The sequence below is a fragment of the Streptomyces sp. NPDC042336 genome, from assembly GCF_055581985.1.
Genome location: NZ_JBVJEA010000004.1, coordinates 288,383 through 305,542 on the forward strand (window position 1 = coordinate 288,383; position 17,160 = coordinate 305,542).

A 17,160-nucleotide genomic window follows, 5' to 3' on the forward strand; every position below is an offset into this window, starting at 1 on the left:
CGTCCAGGCCGAAGCGGGGGTCTGGGGGCGCAGCCCCCAGGGACGTCCACCCCCACACCCCCGCCCGACCGCCGGAGGCCTACGCGTCGTAGACGTCCGCCTTCTTCGGCACCGCCTCCTGCACGGCCCCGCTCAGACCACCCGCGCGGGCGCCGAACTTCTCCGTGTCCACGCCGTTCTCCTTCAGCACCTTGATCGCCGCCGAGTGCACCGCCCGCAGGACCGGCGTGGCCGCGCGCAGCGCGTCGTCGGCCATGAAACGGTGCCGCCACGGCCGGTCCGCCCAGGCGTGCCGCAGGCCGAAGGGCTCGGGCAGCGTGAGCTTGCCGCCCAGCCAGTACAGCAGCGGCGGATACCAGGTCAGCGGGGCCCGCGCGGCCAGCCGCACCACCTCGTCGGTGTCGACCAGCGGGAGCTTCACCGTGCGGGTCTCCCAGAACTTGACGGACTTCTGGACCGTCTTCTCCTTGGCCGCGGGCTTGCTGGTGAACAGGGAGTGCACCGGCCCCAGGGCGTGGCCGGTGACCTCGATGCGCAGCGTCTCGTGCAGCACCGTCACCGTGATCAGCATGGAGATGACCAACTGGCCGTCCCACAGGGTCCACTGCACGCCCAGGTAGTGCCGGTCGCCCGCGCCGAACTGCTGCTTGTCGCAGATCTCCTGTATCGCGTGCTGCTTGACCTGGTAGGCCTCGACGTCCGTGCCCTCGGGCCGGGACACCGAGTCGGCGTTCTCACCGATCGGGGTCACGATCCAGTGCCGCACCGTCGGCTTGGTGAAGCCGCCGGTGTGCAGCGGGCCGCGCTCCAGCATCCGCAGCCGGTCGTGGATGGCCTTGATCACGTCCCAGCTGCGGAACGGGTTGATCTCCCGGTCCGGGTCGACGGGGACCAGCTCCTCGGCGAGCTGCCAGTTGCCCCAGCGGGTGCCCATGCCGAGGATCCCCTTGGGACCGGCGTAGAAGACGGAGTTGGACTGCTGCTCGGCGCTGAGCCTGGCCAGTGACTGCCGCAGCTCCTCGGCGGCCGTCTCGCCGGGGCTGCTCGGCACCGCCTCGGGCACCTTGGCGCCCACGCCGGCACCGGACAGGAGGCCGTTCCAGCGCTCCCGGAGGTCCCGTGCCGTGCGCTCGCAGATCCGCTTGGCCCAGAACCAGCCGATCACCGGGGCGACGACGCAGGCGCGCGCGTACCAGGCCCAGAAGCCGCCGAAGGGCATTTTCAGCAGGAAGAGCACGGCCAGGACCGCCATCGCGAGCAGCAGCGCGGTGGCGAGCGCCCCGGCCCGCTTGTCCTCGCGCCGCGCGATGGTGGTGCGGATCTGGAAGACCAGGAGCCAGATCAGCAGTCCGGGCAGGAACAGCAGTCCGCACAGCACCATGACGGCACTGAGCCAGTTGTCCCGGTCCCTGCGTATGCGGTGCGCCGCGAGACTGTGCTCCACGACGACCTGGGGCTGGGTGCCGAAGGACTGGATGAGCGGGGCCCGCTTGGGGCCCAGCATCCGGTCGATGATCGCCCGGGAGTAGGCCTCGCCGAGATTGGGCCGGAACAGCTTGATCCGGGGCTTGCTCACGGACGACTTGTGCCACTCGCTGTTGGCCTTGAGTATCTCCTCGGCCTCGCTGTCCCGGTAGGCGGCCGAGGCCAGCGCGAACGTGGCCGTCTGGCCGCCGTCGTCCGTGCGCGGCACCTGCGGTCCGAAGAAGTCCGCGTAACCGCCGTCAACGGTCATTCCCGCCCCCGATCGCCACCACTGTCGCTCCTGCGGCCTTCCCGACTTCCCTGCCCCGCACACCTGTTGATCTGGTCATCAGCGTATCCGCCGGGACCGTCCTGCGTCACGGGACGCCCAAAGGCGCCCCCGCGCGCGGATCGGCCGCCGGGCCGCGCCGTCGCACGCCGGGGCGGGGGACCTCGGCCGCGGAAGGCGGGCCCCGGTGCGGCGGGCCCGCACCGGGGGCCGGGCCGCGCTAGGACGCCGCCCGCACCTCCTCGCGCAGCCGGTCCGCGACCTGGGCCGGCATCGGTTCGTGCCGGGCGTAGCGGCGGTCGAAGCGGGCGGTGCCGTGCGACAGGGAGCGCAGGTCGACGGCGTAGCGGCCGATCTCGATCTCGGGAACCTCGGCCCTGACCAGGGTCCGGCCGCCGCTGGTCTGCTCGGTGCCCAGCACCTTGCCGCGCCGTCCGGACAGGTCGCTCATCACCGCGCCCACGTAGTCGTCGCCGACCAGCACGCTCACCTCGGCCACCGGCTCCAGCAGGTGGATCCGCGCCTCGGCCGCCGCCTCCCTGAGCGCCAGCGCGCCCGCGGTCTGGAACGCGGCGTCGGAGGAGTCCACCGAGTGCGCCTTGCCGTCGAGCAGCGTGATCCGTACGTCGATCAGCGGGTGGCCCGCGGCGACGCCCTTGGCCGCCTGCGTGCGCACGCCCTTCTCGACGGACGGGATGAACTGCCGGGGCACCGCGCCGCCGACCACCTTGTCCACGAACTCGACGCCCGAGCCGCCCGGCAGCGGCTCCACCTCGATCTCGCAGATGGCGTACTGGCCGTGCCCGCCGGACTGCTTGACGTGCCGCCCGCGCCCGGCCGCCCGGCCGCCGAACGTCTCGCGCAGGGAGACCCGGTGGGGTACGACGTCGACCTGGACGCCGTAGCGGCTGCGCAGCCGTTCCAGGGCCACGTCGGCGTGCGCCTCGCCCAGGCACCACAGCACCACCTGGTGGGTGTCCTGGTTGTGCTCCAGGCGCATCGTCGGGTCCTCGGCGACCAGCCGGGCCAGCCCCTGGGAGAGCTTGTCCTCGTCGGGTTTGCTGTGCGCCTCGATGGCGAGCGGCAGCAGCGGGTCGGGCATCTCCCAGGGCGCCATCAGCAGCGGATCGTCCTTGGCCGAGAGCGTGTCCCCGGTCTCCGCGCGGGTCAGCTTGGCCACGCAGGCGAGGTCGCCCGCGATCACGTGCGTGACCGGCCGCTGCTGTTTGCCGAACGGCGTGGACAGGGCGCCGATCCGCTCGTCGACATCGTGGTCCTCGTGACCGCGGTCGGTCATCCCGTGCCCGGACACGTGCACCGTCTGGTCGGCGCGCAGGGTGCCGGAGAAGACGCGGACCATCGAGATCCGGCCGACGTAGGGGTCGGAGGACGTCTTGACGACCTCCGCGACCAGCGACTCCTCGGGATCGCACATCCGCAGTTCGCGTCCGGCGCCCTCGGGCGTGGTGACCCGGGGCGCCGCGCGCTCCAGGGGCGTCGGGAAGCCGCGCGTGATCAGTTCCAGGAGTTCGACCGTGCCCAGTCCCTGCCGGGCGCCCTCGGCCGCGGGGGCGGCGGCCAGGACGGGGAAGAACACCCCGCGTGCCACGGCCCGTTCCAGATCCTCGATGAGCGTCTTGACGTCGACCTGCTCGCCGCCGAGGTAGCGCTCCATGAGGGTCTCGTCCTCGCTCTCCGAGATGATCCCCTCGATCAGCATCGAGCGGGCCTCGTCGAGCTGTGGCAGGTCGGCCTCGCCGGGTTCGGAGGCCACGCGCTCGCCCGGGGCGTAGTCGAACAGCTTCCGCGAGAGCAGCCCCACGAGCCCGGTCACGGGCGCGTGCCCGTCGGGGGCGGGCGGACCGTGCAGCGGGAGGTACAGCGGCAGTACCGCGTCGGGATCGTCGCCGCCGAAGGCCTCCGCGCAGATCCGCGTCATCTCCTCGAAGTCGGCGCGGGCGGCCTCCAGGTGCGTGACCACGATGGCGCGCGGCATGCCGACGGCGGCGCACTCCTCCCAGAGCATCCGGGTCGAGCCGTCCACCCCGTCGGAGGCCGAGACGACGAAGAGGGCCGCGTCCGCCGCGCGCAGACCGGCCCTCAGCTCACCGACGAAGTCGGCGTACCCGGGGGTGTCCAAGAGGTTGATCTTGATGCCGTCCCATTCGACCGGCACCAGGGAGAGCTGCACGGAGCGCTGCTGGCGGTGCTCCATGTCGTCGTAGTCCGAGACGCAGCCGCCGTCCTCCACGCGGCCCGCGCGGTTCACCGCTCCCGCCGTCAGCGCGAGAGCCTCCACCAGAGTCGTCTTGCCCGATCCGGAGGGGCCGACCAGCACCACGTTCCGTACGGACGTGGGGTGGTCGGCCGCCGTTGCCCTTCCGGCGGCTCCGGGATGGGTATGTGCCTTGTCGCCCATGTCCTTGCCTCCCGTGCACGGTGAGGTCGTTGTGGGCGCGGACACGCGGGACCGCGTGCACTGGCGGCTCCGGCGACGCCCGCGGTCCTTCGAGCTTTCCACTCCCGTCACGCCGCGTCCATACGAAGGACCCGATCCCGCCGCCCACCGGGCGCTCACCGAGGGCTCTGGGTGCCCGGCCACCGCTCACGCGCGCGCGTGACTACGATGGGCCAGCCGGTGGCCAGCAAGGGCCGCGGCGCCACACCGACCGTCGGGAAGGCCATGCTGAACAAGTACGCGCGTGCATTTTTTACGCGTGTCCTCACACCGTTCGCCGCGTTTCTCATCCGCCGGGGCGTCAGCCCCGACACGGTCACGCTGATCGGCACCGCCGGTGTGGTCGCGGGTGCGCTGGTCTTCTACCCCATGGGTGAGTTCTTCTGGGGCACGGTGGTGATCACGCTCTTCGTCTTCTCCGACCTCGTCGACGGCAACATGGCCCGCCAGCTGGGCCGCTCCAGCCGCTGGGGCGCGTTCCTGGACTCCACCCTCGACCGGGTCGCCGACGGCGCGATCTTCGGCGGCCTCGCCCTCTGGTACGCGGGCAACGGCGACGACAACGTCCTGTGCGCGGTGTCGATCTTCTGCCTGGCCAGCGGCCAGGTGGTGTCGTACACGAAGGCGCGCGGCGAGGCGATCGGCCTGCCGGTGGCCGTCAACGGGCTGGTCGAGCGCGCCGAGCGCCTCGTCATCTCGCTGGTCGCCGCCGGCTTCGCCGGACTGCACAAGTTCGGCGTACCCGGCATCCAGTACCTGCTGCCGGTCGCCCTGTGGATCGTCGCCGTCGGCAGCCTCGTCACCCTGGTCCAGCGGGTGGTCACGGTGCGCCGGGAGGCCGCCGAGGCGGACGCCGCCGCGCAGGAGAGCCAGGGCACCGAGGCGGCGAAGTGAGCGCTCGGGACCGCCTGACCGACGGTCTGTACGGCGCCGGCTGGGCCACCGTGAAGAAGCTCCCCGAGCCCGCCGCCGTACGCCTCGGCCACTCCATCGCCGACCTCGCCTGGAAGCGGCGCGGCGCGGGGGTGCGCCGCCTGGAGAGCAACTACGCGCGCGTGGTGCCCGGCGCGGGTCCGGAGCGGCTCGCCGCCCTCTCGCGCGCGGGGATGCGCTCGTACCTGCGTTACTGGATGGAGTCGTTCCGGCTCCCGGCGTGGAGCACCGAGCGGATCAAGGGCGGCTTCGCCCCCGACGACCTGCACCACCTCACCGACGGCATGGCCGCCGGCAAGGGCGTGATACTCGCCCTGCCGCACCTGGCCAACTGGGACCTCGCGGGCGCCTGGGTCACCACGAGGCTCGGCATCCCGTTCACCACGGTCGCCGAGCGCCTCAAGCCGGAGACCCTGTACGACCGTTTCGTCGCCTACCGCGAGGGCCTCGGCATGGAGGTCCTGCCGCACAGCGGCGGCACCGCCTTCGGCACGCTGGCCCGGCGGCTGCGCGACGGCGGCCTGGTCTGCCTGGTCGCCGACCGCGACCTGTCCGCCTCCGGCGTGGAGGTCGACTTCTTCGGCGAGACGGCCCGGATGCCCGCCGGACCCGCCCTGCTCGCCCAGCAGACGGGCGCGCTGCTGCTGCCGGTGACGCTCTGGTACGACGACTCGCCCGTGATGCGGGGCCGGGTGCACCCGGCGGTCGAGGTGCCCGGGTCAGGCACCCGGGCCGAAAAGACGTCTGTCATGACACAGGCGCTGGCCGACGCCTTCGCCACGGGGATCGCCGACCATCCGGAGGACTGGCACATGCTGCAGCGCTTGTGGCTGAAGGACCTCGACCCCGCCAAGGCGCCCGGGGCCCGAGAGCGGGGCGCCCAGTGAGGATCGGCATCGTCTGCCCGTACTCCTGGGACGTGCCGGGCGGCGTCCAGTTCCACATCCGCGACCTCGCCGAGTACTTCATCCGGCTCGGCCACGAGGTGTCCGTCCTCGCCCCGGCCGACGACGACACCCCGCTGCCTGCGTACGTCGTCTCCGCCGGCCGCGCGGTGCCGGTGCCGTACAACGGCTCGGTGGCCCGGCTGAACTTCGGCTTCCTGTCCGCGGCCCGGGTCCGGCGCTGGCTGCACGAGGGCGCCTTCGACGTCATCCACATCCACGAGCCGACCTCGCCCTCGCTGGGCCTGCTGACCTGCTGGGCGGCGCAGGGCCCGATCGTGGCCACCTTCCACACCTCCAACCCGCGCTCCCGCGCGATGATCGCCGCGTACGCGATCCTCCAGGCCGCCCTGGAGAAGATCAGCGCCCGGATCGCCGTGAGCGAGTACGCCCGGCGCACGCTCGTCGAGCACCTGGGCGGCGACGCGGTCGTCATCCCCAACGGCGTCGACGTCGACTTCTTCGCCGACGCGCGGCCCAAGCCCGAGTGGCAGGGCGACACGATCGGCTTCATCGGGCGCATCGACGAGCCCCGCAAGGGCCTGCCGGTGCTCATGCGGGCGCTGCCCGCCATCCTCGCCGCCCGCCCGCAGGCCCGGCTGCTCGTCGCCGGGCGCGGGGACGAGGAGGAGGCCGTCGAGAGCCTGCCCAGGGAGCTGCGTTCCCGCGTGGAGTTCCTCGGCATGATCAGCGACCAGGACAAGGCCCGCCTCCTGCGCAGCGTCGACCTGTACGTGGCGCCCAACACCGGCGGCGAGAGCTTCGGCATCATCCTGGTCGAGGCCATGTCGGCCGGCGCCCCCGTCCTCGCCTCCGACCTGGACGCCTTCGCCCAGGTCCTCGACCAGGGCGAAGCCGGCGAACTGTTCCCCAACGAGGACGCGGACGCCCTGGCCGAGGCGGCCGTACGCCTGCTGGCCGACCCGGAACGCCGGACCGTGCTGCGGGAGCGGGGCAGCGCCCACGTACGGCGCTTCGACTGGTCCACCGTGGGCGCGGACATCCTGTCCGTCTACGAGACGGTCACCGCGGGAGCGGCGGCGGTGGCGGCGGACGACCGCGCGACGGGCCTGCGGGCCCGCTTCGGCCTGGCGAGGGACTGACCCACCGGCGCACGGGGCCCCACCGGACGCGCTCGGTCCACCGATAGGGTTGCGGCCCGTGACCGCAACCCTGATCTGGATCCTGGTCGTCCTCGTCGCCGTCGGCCTGTACCTCAGCTGGACGGCGGGCCGCCTGGACCGGCTGCACGCCCGGATCGACGCCGCCCGTGCCGCCCTGGACGCACAGCTGCTGCGCAGGGCGTCCGTGGCCCAGGAACTCGCCACCTCCGGTGTGCTCGACCCGGCCGCCTCCATGGTTCTCTACGAGGCCGCACACGCCGCCCGGCAGGCCGAGGAGGAGCAGCGGGAGGTCGCCGAGAGCGAGCTGAGCCAGGCACTGCGCGCCGTGTTCGCCGACGCACCCCAGGTGGACGTGTTGCGCGAGGCGCCCGGGGGAGAGGAGACCGCCCGCGAACTGGCCGAGGCCGTACGGCGGGTGCCGATGGCCCGGCGCTTCCACAACGACGCGGTGGGTGCCGCGCGCAGACTGCGCGAGCACCGCAAGGTCCGCTGGTTCCGCCTCGCCGGGCACGCGCCCTTCCCGCTGGCCTTCGAAATGGACGACGAGTCGCCGGCGGCCCTGGTGGAGCGGGCGGCGTAGCGCACCCGCAGGCGAAAACGATCCACCGCCTTGTCATTGGCCCTTGCTGTGGCCTGCTCGCCTCACGTTTCCTCGTTGCTGCAGAAACCCCCTTCTCCTCAGCGAGGTACCCGTGTCCAGCACGCTCTCCGAAAACCAGGCACCCGAGACCGGCACCGCCCGGGTGAAGCGCGGCATGGCCGAGCAGCTCAAGGGCGGCGTCATCATGGACGTCGTCACGCCGGAGCAGGCGAAGATCGCCGAGGACGCGGGCGCCGTGGCCGTCATGGCCCTGGAGCGGGTCCCGGCCGACATCCGCAAGGACGGCGGCGTGGCCCGGATGTCCGACCCGGACATGATCGAGGGCATCATCGACGCCGTCTCCATCCCGGTGATGGCCAAGTCCCGCATCGGCCACTTCGTGGAGGCCCAGGTCCTGCAGTCCCTCGGCGTCGACTACATCGACGAGTCCGAGGTCCTCACCCCGGCCGACGAGGTCAACCACAGCGACAAGTTCGCCTTCACCACCCCCTTCGTCTGCGGCGCCACCAACCTGGGCGAGGCCCTGCGCCGCATCGCCGAGGGCGCGGCCATGATCCGCTCCAAGGGCGAGGCCGGCACCGGCAACGTCGTCGAGGCCGTCCGCCACCTGCGCCAGATCAAGAACGAGATCGCCCGGCTGCGCGGCTGTGACAACAACGAGCTGTACGCCGCCGCCAAGGAGCTGCGCGCCCCCTACGAGCTGGTCAAGGAGGTCTCGGAGCTGGGCAGGCTCCCGGTCGTCCTCTTCTCCGCCGGCGGTGTCGCCACCCCGGCCGACGCCGCGCTCATGCGCCAGCTCGGCGCCGAGGGCGTCTTCGTCGGCTCCGGCATCTTCAAGTCCGGCGACCCCGCCAAGCGCGCCGCCGCCATCGTGAAGGCCACCACCTTCTACGACGACCCGAAGATCATCGCGGACGCGTCCCGCAACCTCGGCGAGGCCATGGTCGGCATCAACTGCGACACCCTCCCCGAGGCCGAGCGCTACGCCAACCGCGGCTGGTAAGGCACCCGAACCCATGAGTGACACCCCCGTCATCGGCGTCCTGGCCCTCCAGGGCGACGTACGGGAGCACCTCGTCGCCCTGGCCGTGGCCGACGCCGTGGCCAGGCCGGTGAGGCGCCCCGAAGAACTCGCCGAGGTGGACGGCCTGGTCGTCCCCGGCGGCGAGTCCACCACCATCTCCAAGCTCGCCGTCCTCTTCGGAGTGATGGACCCCCTCCGCGCGCGCGTGCGCGACGGCATGCCCGTCTACGGCACCTGTGCCGGCATGATCATGCTGGCCGACAAGATCCTCGACCCGCGCTCCGGGCAGGAGACGGTCGGCGGCATCGACATGATCGTGCGCCGCAACGCCTTCGGCCGGCAGAACGAGTCCTTCGAGGCCGCCGTCGACGTCAAGGGCGTCGAGGGCGCTCCCGTGGAGGGCGTCTTCATCCGCGCCCCCTGGGTCGAGTCCGTGGGAGCCGCCGTCGAGGTGCTCGCCCAGCACGACGGCCACATCGTCGCCGTCCGCCAGGGCAACGCGCTGGCCACGTCGTTCCACCCGGAGCTGACCGGCGACCACCGTGTGCACCGGCTCTTCGCCGAGATGGTGCGCGCGAACCTGGCGGCGGAGTCCTTGTAGGATTCCTCCGTTCGTACAAAGACGGGTTACGCGAAGGAGACAGGCAGATGTCCGGCCACTCTAAATGGGCCACGACGAAGCACAAGAAGGCCGTCATCGATGCCAAGCGCGGCAAGCTCTTCGCGAAGCTGATCAAGAACATCGAGGTCGCGGCCCGCATGGGTGGTGCCGACATCGACGGCAACCCGACGCTGTACGACGCCATCCAGAAGGCGAAGAAGCAGTCGGTCCCGAACAAGAACATCGACTCCGCGGTCAAGCGCGGCGCCGGCCTGGAGGCCGGTGGCGCCGACTACGAGACGATCATGTATGAGGGCTACGGTCCCAACGGCGTCGCGGTGCTCATCGAGTGCCTCACCGACAACCGCAACCGCGCCGCCTCCGACGTCCGCGTCGCCATGACCCGCAACGGCGGCTCCATGGCCGACCCGGGCTCGGTGTCGTACCTCTTCAACCGCAAGGGCGTCGTGATCGTGCCAAAGGGCGAGCTGGGCGAGGACGACGTCCTCGGCGCCGTCCTTGACGCGGGCGCCGAGGAGGTCAACGACCTCGGCGAGTCCTTCGAGGTGCTCAGCGAGGCCACCGACCTGGTCGCGGTCCGCACCGCCCTCCAGGAGGCCGGCATCGACTACGAGTCCGCCGACGCCAACTTCGTCCCGACCATGCAGGTCGAGCTGGACGAGGAGGGCGCGCGGAAGATCTTCCGGCTGATCGACGCCCTGGAGGACAGCGACGACGTGCAGAACGTCTTCGCCAACTTCGACGTGAGCGACGAGATCATGGAGAAGGTCGACGCGTAACGCGCCCCCTGCTCAGCGGGCCGACGGGGACACAACCCGTCGGCCCGTCGCGTTGTCGGCGGCACCCGATAGCCTTACGCAAGTCAATGATCACCGTCCATGGACCGCAACCATCAATCGGGCAACTCCGATGGTGACCAGACAGGTCCGCGAGAGCGGCGGCGGTTCAGCCGCAAAGGAGGGGCCGGCGTTGCGTGTGCTGGGGGTGGACCCGGGGCTGACCCGCTGCGGGGTCGGGGTCGTGGAGGGCGTCGCGGGCCGGCCGCTCACCATGATCGGCGTCGGCGTCGTCCGCACGCCCGCGGACGCCGACCTCGGCCACCGCCTCGTCGCCGTCGAGCAGGGCATCGAGGCGTGGCTGGACGAGCACCGGCCGGAATTCGTCGCCGTGGAGCGCGTCTTCAGCCAGCACAACGTCCGCACCGTCATGGGCACCGCCCAGGCCAGCGCGGTGGCGATCCTGTGCGCCTCCCGCCGCGGCATCCCCGTCGCCCTGCACACGCCCAGCGAGGTCAAGGCGGCCGTCACCGGCAGCGGACGCGCCGACAAGGCGCAGGTCGGTGCCATGGTCACCCGCCTGCTGCGGCTCGCCGCCCCGCCCAAGCCGGCCGACGCCGCCGACGCCCTCGCCCTCGCCATCTGCCACATCTGGCGCGCCCCCGCGCACAGCCGCCTCCAGCAGGCCGTGGCCCTGCACGCCTCCCAGGGCCCGCGCCGCCCGCAGACCTCCCACCCCCCGAAAGGCCGCCCCGCATGATCGCCTTCGTCAGCGGCACCGTCGCCGCCCTCGCACCCGACGCCGCGGTGGTCGAGGTCGGCGGCGTCGGCATGGCCGTCCAGTGCACCCCGAACACGCTGTCCACCCTCCGGCTCGGCAAGCCCGCCAAGCTCGCCACCTCCCTCGTCGTCCGCGAGGACTCGCTCACGCTCTACGGCTTCGCCGACGACGACGAGCGCCAGGTCTTCGAGCTGCTCCAGACCGCCAGTGGCGTCGGCCCCCGCCTCGCCCAGGCCATGCTCGCCGTGCACCAGCCCGACGCCCTGCGCCGAGCCGTCTCCACCGGTGACGAGAAGGCGCTCACCGCCGTCCCCGGCATCGGCAAGAAGGGCGCGCAGAAGCTGCTCCTGGAGCTGAAGGACCGGCTCGGCGAGCCCATCGGCGCTCCCGCCGTCGGCGCCCCGGTCAGCACCGGCTGGCGCGACCAGCTGCACGCCGCCCTGATCGGCCTCGGCTACGCGACCCGCGAGGCCGACGAGGCCGTCTCCGCCGTGACGCCGCAGGCGGAGGCCGCCGGGGGCACACCGCAGGTGGGCCAGCTGCTCAAGGCCGCCCTGCAGACGCTGAACCGCGCCCGCTGACCACGCCCGCCACCACCGACCCGGTGCGCCACGGCAAGGAGAATCAAGTGAACTGGGACGACACGACCGACGCGGAGGCCGCCGCCGAGCGGCTGGTGGGCGCTGTCGCCGACGGCGAGGACCAGGCCGTGGAGGCGGCCCTGCGCCCCAAGGACCTGGGTGAGTTCATCGGCCAGGAGAAGGTCCGCGAACAGCTCGACCTGGTGCTGCGCGCCGCACGCGCGCGCGGGGCGACCGCCGACCACGTGCTCCTGTCCGGCGCCCCCGGCCTCGGCAAGACCACCCTCTCGATGATCATCGCGGCCGAGATGGAAGCCCCCATCCGCATCACCTCGGGGCCCGCCATCCAGCACGCCGGCGACCTCGCGGCGATCCTCTCCTCGCTCCAGGAGGGCGAGGTCCTCTTCCTCGACGAGATCCACCGCATGTCGCGGCCCGCCGAGGAGATGCTCTACATGGCGATGGAGGACTTCCGCGTCGACGTCATCGTCGGCAAGGGCCCCGGCGCCACCGCCATCCCCCTGGAGCTGCCCCCGTTCACCCTGGTCGGCGCCACCACGCGCGCGGGACTGCTGCCGCCCCCGCTGCGCGACCGCTTCGGCTTCACCGCCCACATGGAGTTCTACGGACCGGCCGAGCTGGAGCGCGTGATCCACCGCTCCGCCGGCCTGCTCGACGTCGAGATCGACCCCACCGGCGCCGCCGAGATCGCCGGCCGCTCCCGCGGCACCCCCCGTATCGCCAACCGCCTGCTGCGCAGGGTCCGCGACTACGCCCAGGTCAAGGCCGACGGCCTGATCACCCAGGAGATCGCCGCGGCCGCCCTCGCCGTCTACGAGGTCGACGCCCGGGGCCTCGACCGGCTCGACCGGGGGGTCCTGGAGGCCCTTCTCAAGCTGTTCGGCGGCGGGCCCGTCGGCCTGTCGACGCTCGCCGTCGCCGTGGGGGAGGAGCGTGAGACAGTGGAAGAGGTCGCCGAACCCTTCCTCGTACGGGAGGGTCTGCTCGCCCGCACCCCACGCGGGCGGGTGGCCACTCCGGCCGCATGGGCGCACCTCGGCCTCACCCCGCCGCGTTCGCAGGGTTCAGGAAACGGACAACCGGACTTGTTCGGGGCGTGACGACCCGGTCACGAGAGGCACATTCGCCGGAGCAGGAACCCCGGTGCCATGCTGAGCGTTGTTCCATGCGCGCGGACTCGCTTAGACTCCGCCGATGCCGCCCTAGTCGGCGGCGTACACACCCCCAACCATCAGGCCGCTCATCATCGCGGTCGTGTGAAGGAAGTACCGACCCGTGAGTCTCGTGACCCTCCTCCCGTTCATCGTGCTCATCGGGGCCATGTTCCTGATGACCCGGTCGGCGAAGAAGAAGCAGCAGCAGGCCGCCACCATGCGGAACGAGATGCAGCCCGGAACCGGTGTCCGCACCATCGGGGGCATGTACGCCACGGTCAAGGAGGTCAACGACGACACGGTCCTTCTCGACGCCGGACCGGGTGTGGAACTGCTCTTCGCCAAGAACGCGATCGGTGCCGTCCTCTCCGACGACGAGTACAACCGCATCGTCCACGGCATCGAGCACGACCTGAAGTCCGACGCGGACGTCGTCCCCGACGACGCCTCCTCCCTCATCGACACCGACGCCGCCTCCGACGACAAGTCCGTCGACCTCGGCAAGAAGGCCGACGAGCCGGCCGCCGACGAGCCGGCCGCCGACGAGCCGGCCGACGAGCCGACGGCCGACGCCGCACCCGCCGAGGCGAAGACGGACGAGCAGGCGAAGAAGTCCGACGGCGGTTCCGAGGCGAAGTAAGCCGTGCCCCGGGGTGCGCGGGACGGGTTCCCGCGCACTTCGCGTGACGCGCGGCTCGCACGGATCCGGACACCATGTGATGGCCGCCGGTGACGCCTTCTGGGCGCGAAGCGGCCCGAGAGGGAGTACGCAAAGGTGGCAGCACCTAAAAAGGGAAAGAATGCGAGCGCTCAGAGTAAGCCCGGGCGCTCGCTGGCCCTGATCCTGATCGCCATCGTGGCGCTCACCGGGGGAATGTTCGCCTCCGGGCACACGACTCCGCGCCTCGGTATCGACCTGGCGGGCGGCACGAGCATCACGCTCCGGGCCGTGCCCGAGGCGGGCCAGGAGTCCGCGATCAACAAGACCAACATGGACACCGCGGTCGAGATCATGAACCGCCGTGTCAATGGTCTGGGTGTTTCCGAGGCCGAGGTCCAGACCCAGGGCGACCGGAACATCATCGTCAACATCCCCAAGGGGACGAACTCGAAGGAAGCCCGGCAGCAGGTCGGCACCACCGCCAAGCTGTACTTCCGTCCGGTCCTCGCAACCGAGCTCTCCGGCGCCAACGCGACCGGCAGCCCCTCGCCGAGCGAGACCGGCGGCGCCTCGGACAAGGCGACCGACAAGGCCACCGACGGGGACAAGGCCACCGACGGGGACAAGGCGAGCGGCACGCCGTCCGACTCCGCCTCGGCGAGCGCCACCTCCCAGGGCCGCGCCGCCAGCGAGGCCCTCAAGGCCGACCCCAGCCCGTCCGCGAAGAGCTCCGACGGAGCCTCCCCGTCCCCGAGCACCAGCGCCCCCGGCGACGCCGCCGCTGCCAAGCTGCAGCAGCAGTACGCGGCCCTGGACTGCACCGACAAGGGCGCCCGCGCCCAGGCCGGCAAGGGCGCCAAGCCCGGCGAGCAGACGGTGGCCTGCGGTCAGAACTCGCAGGGCCAGTGGCAGAAGTACATCCTCGGCCCCGCCGCGGTGGACGGCACCGAGGTCGACGAGGCCGAGGCCGTCTACAACACGCAGACCGCTGCCGGCTGGACCGTGACGATGAAGTTCACGGACAAGGGCAGCAAGAAGTTCGCGGACATCACCGGCAAGCTGGCGCAGAACCAGTCCCCGCAGAACCAGTTCGCCATCGTCCTGGACAACGAGGTCGTCTCCGACCCGTACGTCAGCCAGGCGCTCACCGGCGGCAACGCGGAGATCTCCGGCAGCTTCGACCAGGAGGAGGCCCAGAGCCTCGCCAACATGCTGTCCTACGGCGCGCTGCCGCTGACCTTCAAGGAGGACAGCGTCACCACCGTCACCGCCGCGCTCGGCGGTGAGCAGCTCAAGGCCGGTCTGATCGCGGGCGCCATCGGTCTCGCCCTGGTCGTCCTCTACCTGCTGTTCTACTACCGCGGTCTGTCGTTCATCGCCGTCTGTTCGCTGCTGGTCTCGGCCGGTCTCACCTACGTGATCATGGCGCTGCTCGGCCCGACCATCGGCTTCGCGCTGAACCTGCCGGCCGTGTGCGGTGCCATCGTCGCCATCGGCATCACGGCGGACTCGTTCATCGTGTACTTCGAACGCGTCCGCGACGAGATCCGGGAGGGCCGCACGCTGCGTCCGGCCGTCGAGCGGGCCTGGCCGCGCGCCCGGCGCACCATCCTCGTCTCCGACTTCGTGTCCTTCCTCGCCGCCGCGGTGCTCTTCATCGTCACCGTCGGCAAGGTGCAGGGCTTCGCGTTCACGCTCGGTCTGACGACCCTGCTCGACGTGGTGGTGGTGTTCTTGTTCACCAAGCCGCTGCTGACGCTGATGGCCCGGCGCCGGTTCTTCTCCAGCGGTCACAAGTGGTCCGGCCTCGACCCCAAGGCCCTGGGTGCCAAGCCCCCGCTGCGCCGCACCCGCCGTCCGTCCCGTCCTGCCGCCGGCCCTGTCGACCCGAAGGAGGCGTGAGAGATGTCGAAGCTCGGCACACTCGGCGCCCGACTGCACCACGGCGAGGTCGGCTACGACTTCGTCAAGAACCGCAAGATCTGGTACGGCATCTCGATCCTCATCACCATCACGGCCATCGTCGGCCTGGCGGTGCGCGGCCTGCACATGGGCATCGAGTTCCAGGGCGGCGCGGTCTTCACCACCCCGAAGAACATGAGCGCCTCGGTCGCCCAGGCCGAGACCTGGTCGGAGGAGGCGTCCGGCCACGACGCGATCGTCCAGAAGCTCGGCGACGGCAGCCTCCGCATCCAGATCGCGGGCACCGACACCCAGCAGTCGGACCAGATCAAGGAGGACCTCTCCAAGAACCTGGACGTCCCCGCGGAGAAGATCAACGCCGACCTGGTCGGCCCCAGCTGGGGTGACCAGATCGCGAACAAGGCCTGGCAGGGCCTCGGGATCTTCATGGTCCTCGTGGTGATCTACCTGGCGATCGCGTTCGAGTGGCGGATGGCGCTGGCCGCCTTCGTCGCGTTGATCCACGACATCACCATCACGGTGGGCATCTACGCTCTCGTCGGCTTCGAGGTCACACCCGGCACGGTGATCGGTCTGCTGACGATCCTCGGTTACTCGCTCTACGACACGGTCGTCGTCTTCGACAGCCTCAAGGAGCAGACGCGGGACATCACCAAGCAGACCCGCTGGACCTACGCGGAGATCGCCAACCGCTCCATCAACAGCACCCTGGTCCGCTCCATCAACACCACGGTGGTCGCGCTGCTGCCGGTGGCGGGCCTGCTGTTCATCGGCGGCGGCGTCCTCGGCGCCGGCATGCTCAACGACATCTCGCTGTCGCTGTTCGTCGGTCTCGCGGCCGGCGCGTACTCGTCGATCTTCATCGCCACGCCGCTCGTCGCCGACCTCAAGGAGGCCGAGCCGCAGATGAAGGCCCTCAGGAAGCGGGTCCTCGCCAAGCGCGCCCAGTCGGCGGCCAAGGGCGAGTCCGCGGAGTCCGCGGCCGACGAGGGGGCGTACGACGCCGACGAGCCGGACGACGCCGCACCCGCGGTCGTCGGCCCCCGCAACCAGCCCGCGTCCCGCGGCAGGGGCCGCGGCCGACCCTCGGGGAAGCGCCGATGACCGAGACGACCGACATCACGGAGCTGCTGCTCAGCCGCATCCGTGACGTGGCCGACTACCCGGAGCCGGGCGTGGTGTTCAAGGACATCACCCCGCTCCTGGCGGACCCGGCGGCCTTCACGGCGCTCACCGACGCCCTCGCCGACGTGGCCCGGGACACCGGCGCCACCAAGGTCGTCGGCCTGGAGGCGCGCGGCTTCATCCTCGGCGCCCCGGTGGCCCTGAGGGCGGGCCTCGGCTTCATCCCCGTACGCAAGGCGGGGAAGCTCCCCGGAGCCACGCTCAGCCAGGCGTACGACCTGGAGTACGGCTCCGCCGAGATCGAGGTGCACGCCGAGGACCTCACCGCGGGCGACCGGGTGCTGGTCGTCGACGACGTCCTCGCCACCGGCGGCACCGCCGAGGCCTCGCTGGAGCTGATCCGCCGGGCCGGTGCCGACGTCGCGGGCCTCGCCGTGCTGATGGAGCTGGGCTTCCTCGGCGGGCGGGCCCGTCTGGAGCCCGCTCTGGCCGGGGCGCCGCTGAAGGCGCTGCTCACGGTCTGAGCCGCCCGGGAGCACGAGGGGCGCCCGTTGCAGGCCCGAGGCGGGCCCGGAGGAATCCGGCGCCCGCCTCAGGCGTTGCAGGGGTTGAAGGCCTTCACATTGGCCAGAAGGCGATCCTGGAGGGCAGGATCGCTACCATGGGGTATCCGGAGCCT

The 17,160-nt window shown here is 71.5% G+C and carries 16 protein-coding genes; 14 read left to right on the forward strand and 2 right to left on the reverse strand.

The features are described 5' to 3' along the window. Nucleotides 1-79: 79 nt before the first annotated feature. Together ACZ6IM_RS12225 and ACZ6IM_RS12230 are read right to left on the reverse strand one after the other, a co-directional pair. Complete coding sequence (locus tag ACZ6IM_RS12225) at nucleotides 80-1,735, reverse strand: hypothetical protein (protein WP_469556242.1); 1,656 nt, start codon at nucleotides 1,733-1,735, stop codon at nucleotides 80-82. Nucleotides 1,736-1,973: 238 nt separating this feature from the next. Continuing rightward, complete coding sequence (locus ACZ6IM_RS12230) at nucleotides 1,974-4,172, reverse strand: elongation factor G-like protein EF-G2 (RefSeq protein WP_469556245.1); 2,199 nt, start codon at nucleotides 4,170-4,172, stop codon at nucleotides 1,974-1,976. Between the two features lie 207 nt (nucleotides 4,173-4,379). Here ACZ6IM_RS12230 and pgsA point away from each other — a divergent pair, with 207 nt between their 5' ends. The 14 genes from pgsA (at nucleotide 4,380) to ACZ6IM_RS12300 (ending at nucleotide 17,005) form a co-directional block, all read left to right on the forward strand. Further along, nucleotides 4,380-5,105 carry a phosphatidylinositol phosphate synthase gene (gene pgsA, locus ACZ6IM_RS12235; RefSeq protein ID WP_052837842.1) on the forward strand — a complete coding sequence of 242 codons (726 nt, stop codon included), beginning with the start codon at nucleotides 4,380-4,382 and terminating at the stop codon, nucleotides 5,103-5,105. Beyond that, nucleotides 5,102-6,031, forward strand: coding sequence for a phosphatidylinositol mannoside acyltransferase (locus ACZ6IM_RS12240; protein WP_052837843.1), 930 nt, complete (start codon nucleotides 5,102-5,104; stop codon nucleotides 6,029-6,031). The genes pgsA and ACZ6IM_RS12240 overlap by 4 nt, the downstream gene beginning before the upstream one ends. Then, on the forward strand, nucleotides 6,028-7,191 hold the full coding sequence (locus tag ACZ6IM_RS12245; protein ID WP_052837844.1) for a glycosyltransferase family 4 protein: 1,164 nt from the start codon (nucleotides 6,028-6,030) through the stop codon (nucleotides 7,189-7,191). The genes ACZ6IM_RS12240 and ACZ6IM_RS12245 overlap by 4 nt, the downstream gene beginning before the upstream one ends. Before the next feature lie 58 nt (nucleotides 7,192-7,249). Continuing rightward, nucleotides 7,250-7,792 (forward strand): LemA family protein, encoded by a 543-nt coding sequence (locus ACZ6IM_RS12250; RefSeq protein WP_052837845.1) that lies wholly within the window; start codon nucleotides 7,250-7,252, stop codon nucleotides 7,790-7,792. Between the two features lie 112 nt (nucleotides 7,793-7,904). Then, on the forward strand, nucleotides 7,905-8,816 hold the full coding sequence (pdxS, locus tag ACZ6IM_RS12255) for a pyridoxal 5'-phosphate synthase lyase subunit PdxS (RefSeq protein ID WP_052837846.1): 912 nt from the start codon (nucleotides 7,905-7,907) through the stop codon (nucleotides 8,814-8,816). A gap of 13 nt (nucleotides 8,817-8,829) precedes the next feature. Continuing rightward, nucleotides 8,830-9,438: a pyridoxal 5'-phosphate synthase glutaminase subunit PdxT gene (gene pdxT, locus ACZ6IM_RS12260; protein WP_052837847.1), complete on the forward strand. Its 609-nt coding sequence runs from the start codon at nucleotides 8,830-8,832 to the stop codon at nucleotides 9,436-9,438. A 47-nt stretch (nucleotides 9,439-9,485) separates the two neighbouring features. Continuing rightward, complete coding sequence (locus ACZ6IM_RS12265; protein WP_052837848.1) at nucleotides 9,486-10,238, forward strand: YebC/PmpR family DNA-binding transcriptional regulator; 753 nt, start codon at nucleotides 9,486-9,488, stop codon at nucleotides 10,236-10,238. A 190-nt stretch (nucleotides 10,239-10,428) separates the two neighbouring features. Continuing rightward, a complete protein-coding gene (gene ruvC, locus ACZ6IM_RS12270; protein WP_052837849.1) occupies nucleotides 10,429-10,995 on the forward strand; it encodes a crossover junction endodeoxyribonuclease RuvC in 567 nt (188 codons plus the stop codon). Beyond that, a complete protein-coding gene (ruvA, locus tag ACZ6IM_RS12275) occupies nucleotides 10,992-11,597 on the forward strand; it encodes a Holliday junction branch migration protein RuvA (protein WP_052837850.1) in 606 nt (201 codons plus the stop codon). The genes ruvC and ruvA overlap by 4 nt, the downstream gene beginning before the upstream one ends. A 47-nt stretch (nucleotides 11,598-11,644) precedes the next feature. Further along, on the forward strand, nucleotides 11,645-12,718 hold the full coding sequence (gene ruvB / locus ACZ6IM_RS12280; RefSeq protein ID WP_052837851.1) for a Holliday junction branch migration DNA helicase RuvB: 1,074 nt from the start codon (nucleotides 11,645-11,647) through the stop codon (nucleotides 12,716-12,718). Between the two features lie 175 nt (nucleotides 12,719-12,893). Then, on the forward strand, nucleotides 12,894-13,412 hold the full coding sequence (gene yajC / locus ACZ6IM_RS12285; protein WP_469556251.1) for a preprotein translocase subunit YajC: 519 nt from the start codon (nucleotides 12,894-12,896) through the stop codon (nucleotides 13,410-13,412). 135 nt (nucleotides 13,413-13,547) lie between these two features. Next, the gene (gene secD / locus ACZ6IM_RS12290) at nucleotides 13,548-15,335 is read left to right on the forward strand and encodes a protein translocase subunit SecD (RefSeq protein WP_469556254.1); all 1,788 of its coding nucleotides are present in this window, start codon (nucleotides 13,548-13,550) and stop codon (nucleotides 15,333-15,335) included. 3 nt (nucleotides 15,336-15,338) lie between these two features. Then, nucleotides 15,339-16,460 carry a protein translocase subunit SecF gene (secF, locus tag ACZ6IM_RS12295; protein ID WP_052837854.1) on the forward strand — a complete coding sequence of 374 codons (1,122 nt, stop codon included), beginning with the start codon at nucleotides 15,339-15,341 and terminating at the stop codon, nucleotides 16,458-16,460. Further along, the gene (locus ACZ6IM_RS12300) at nucleotides 16,457-17,005 is read left to right on the forward strand and encodes an adenine phosphoribosyltransferase (RefSeq protein WP_052837855.1); all 549 of its coding nucleotides are present in this window, start codon (nucleotides 16,457-16,459) and stop codon (nucleotides 17,003-17,005) included. The genes secF and ACZ6IM_RS12300 overlap by 4 nt, the downstream gene beginning before the upstream one ends. The last annotated feature ends 155 nt before the right edge of the window (nucleotides 17,006-17,160 follow it).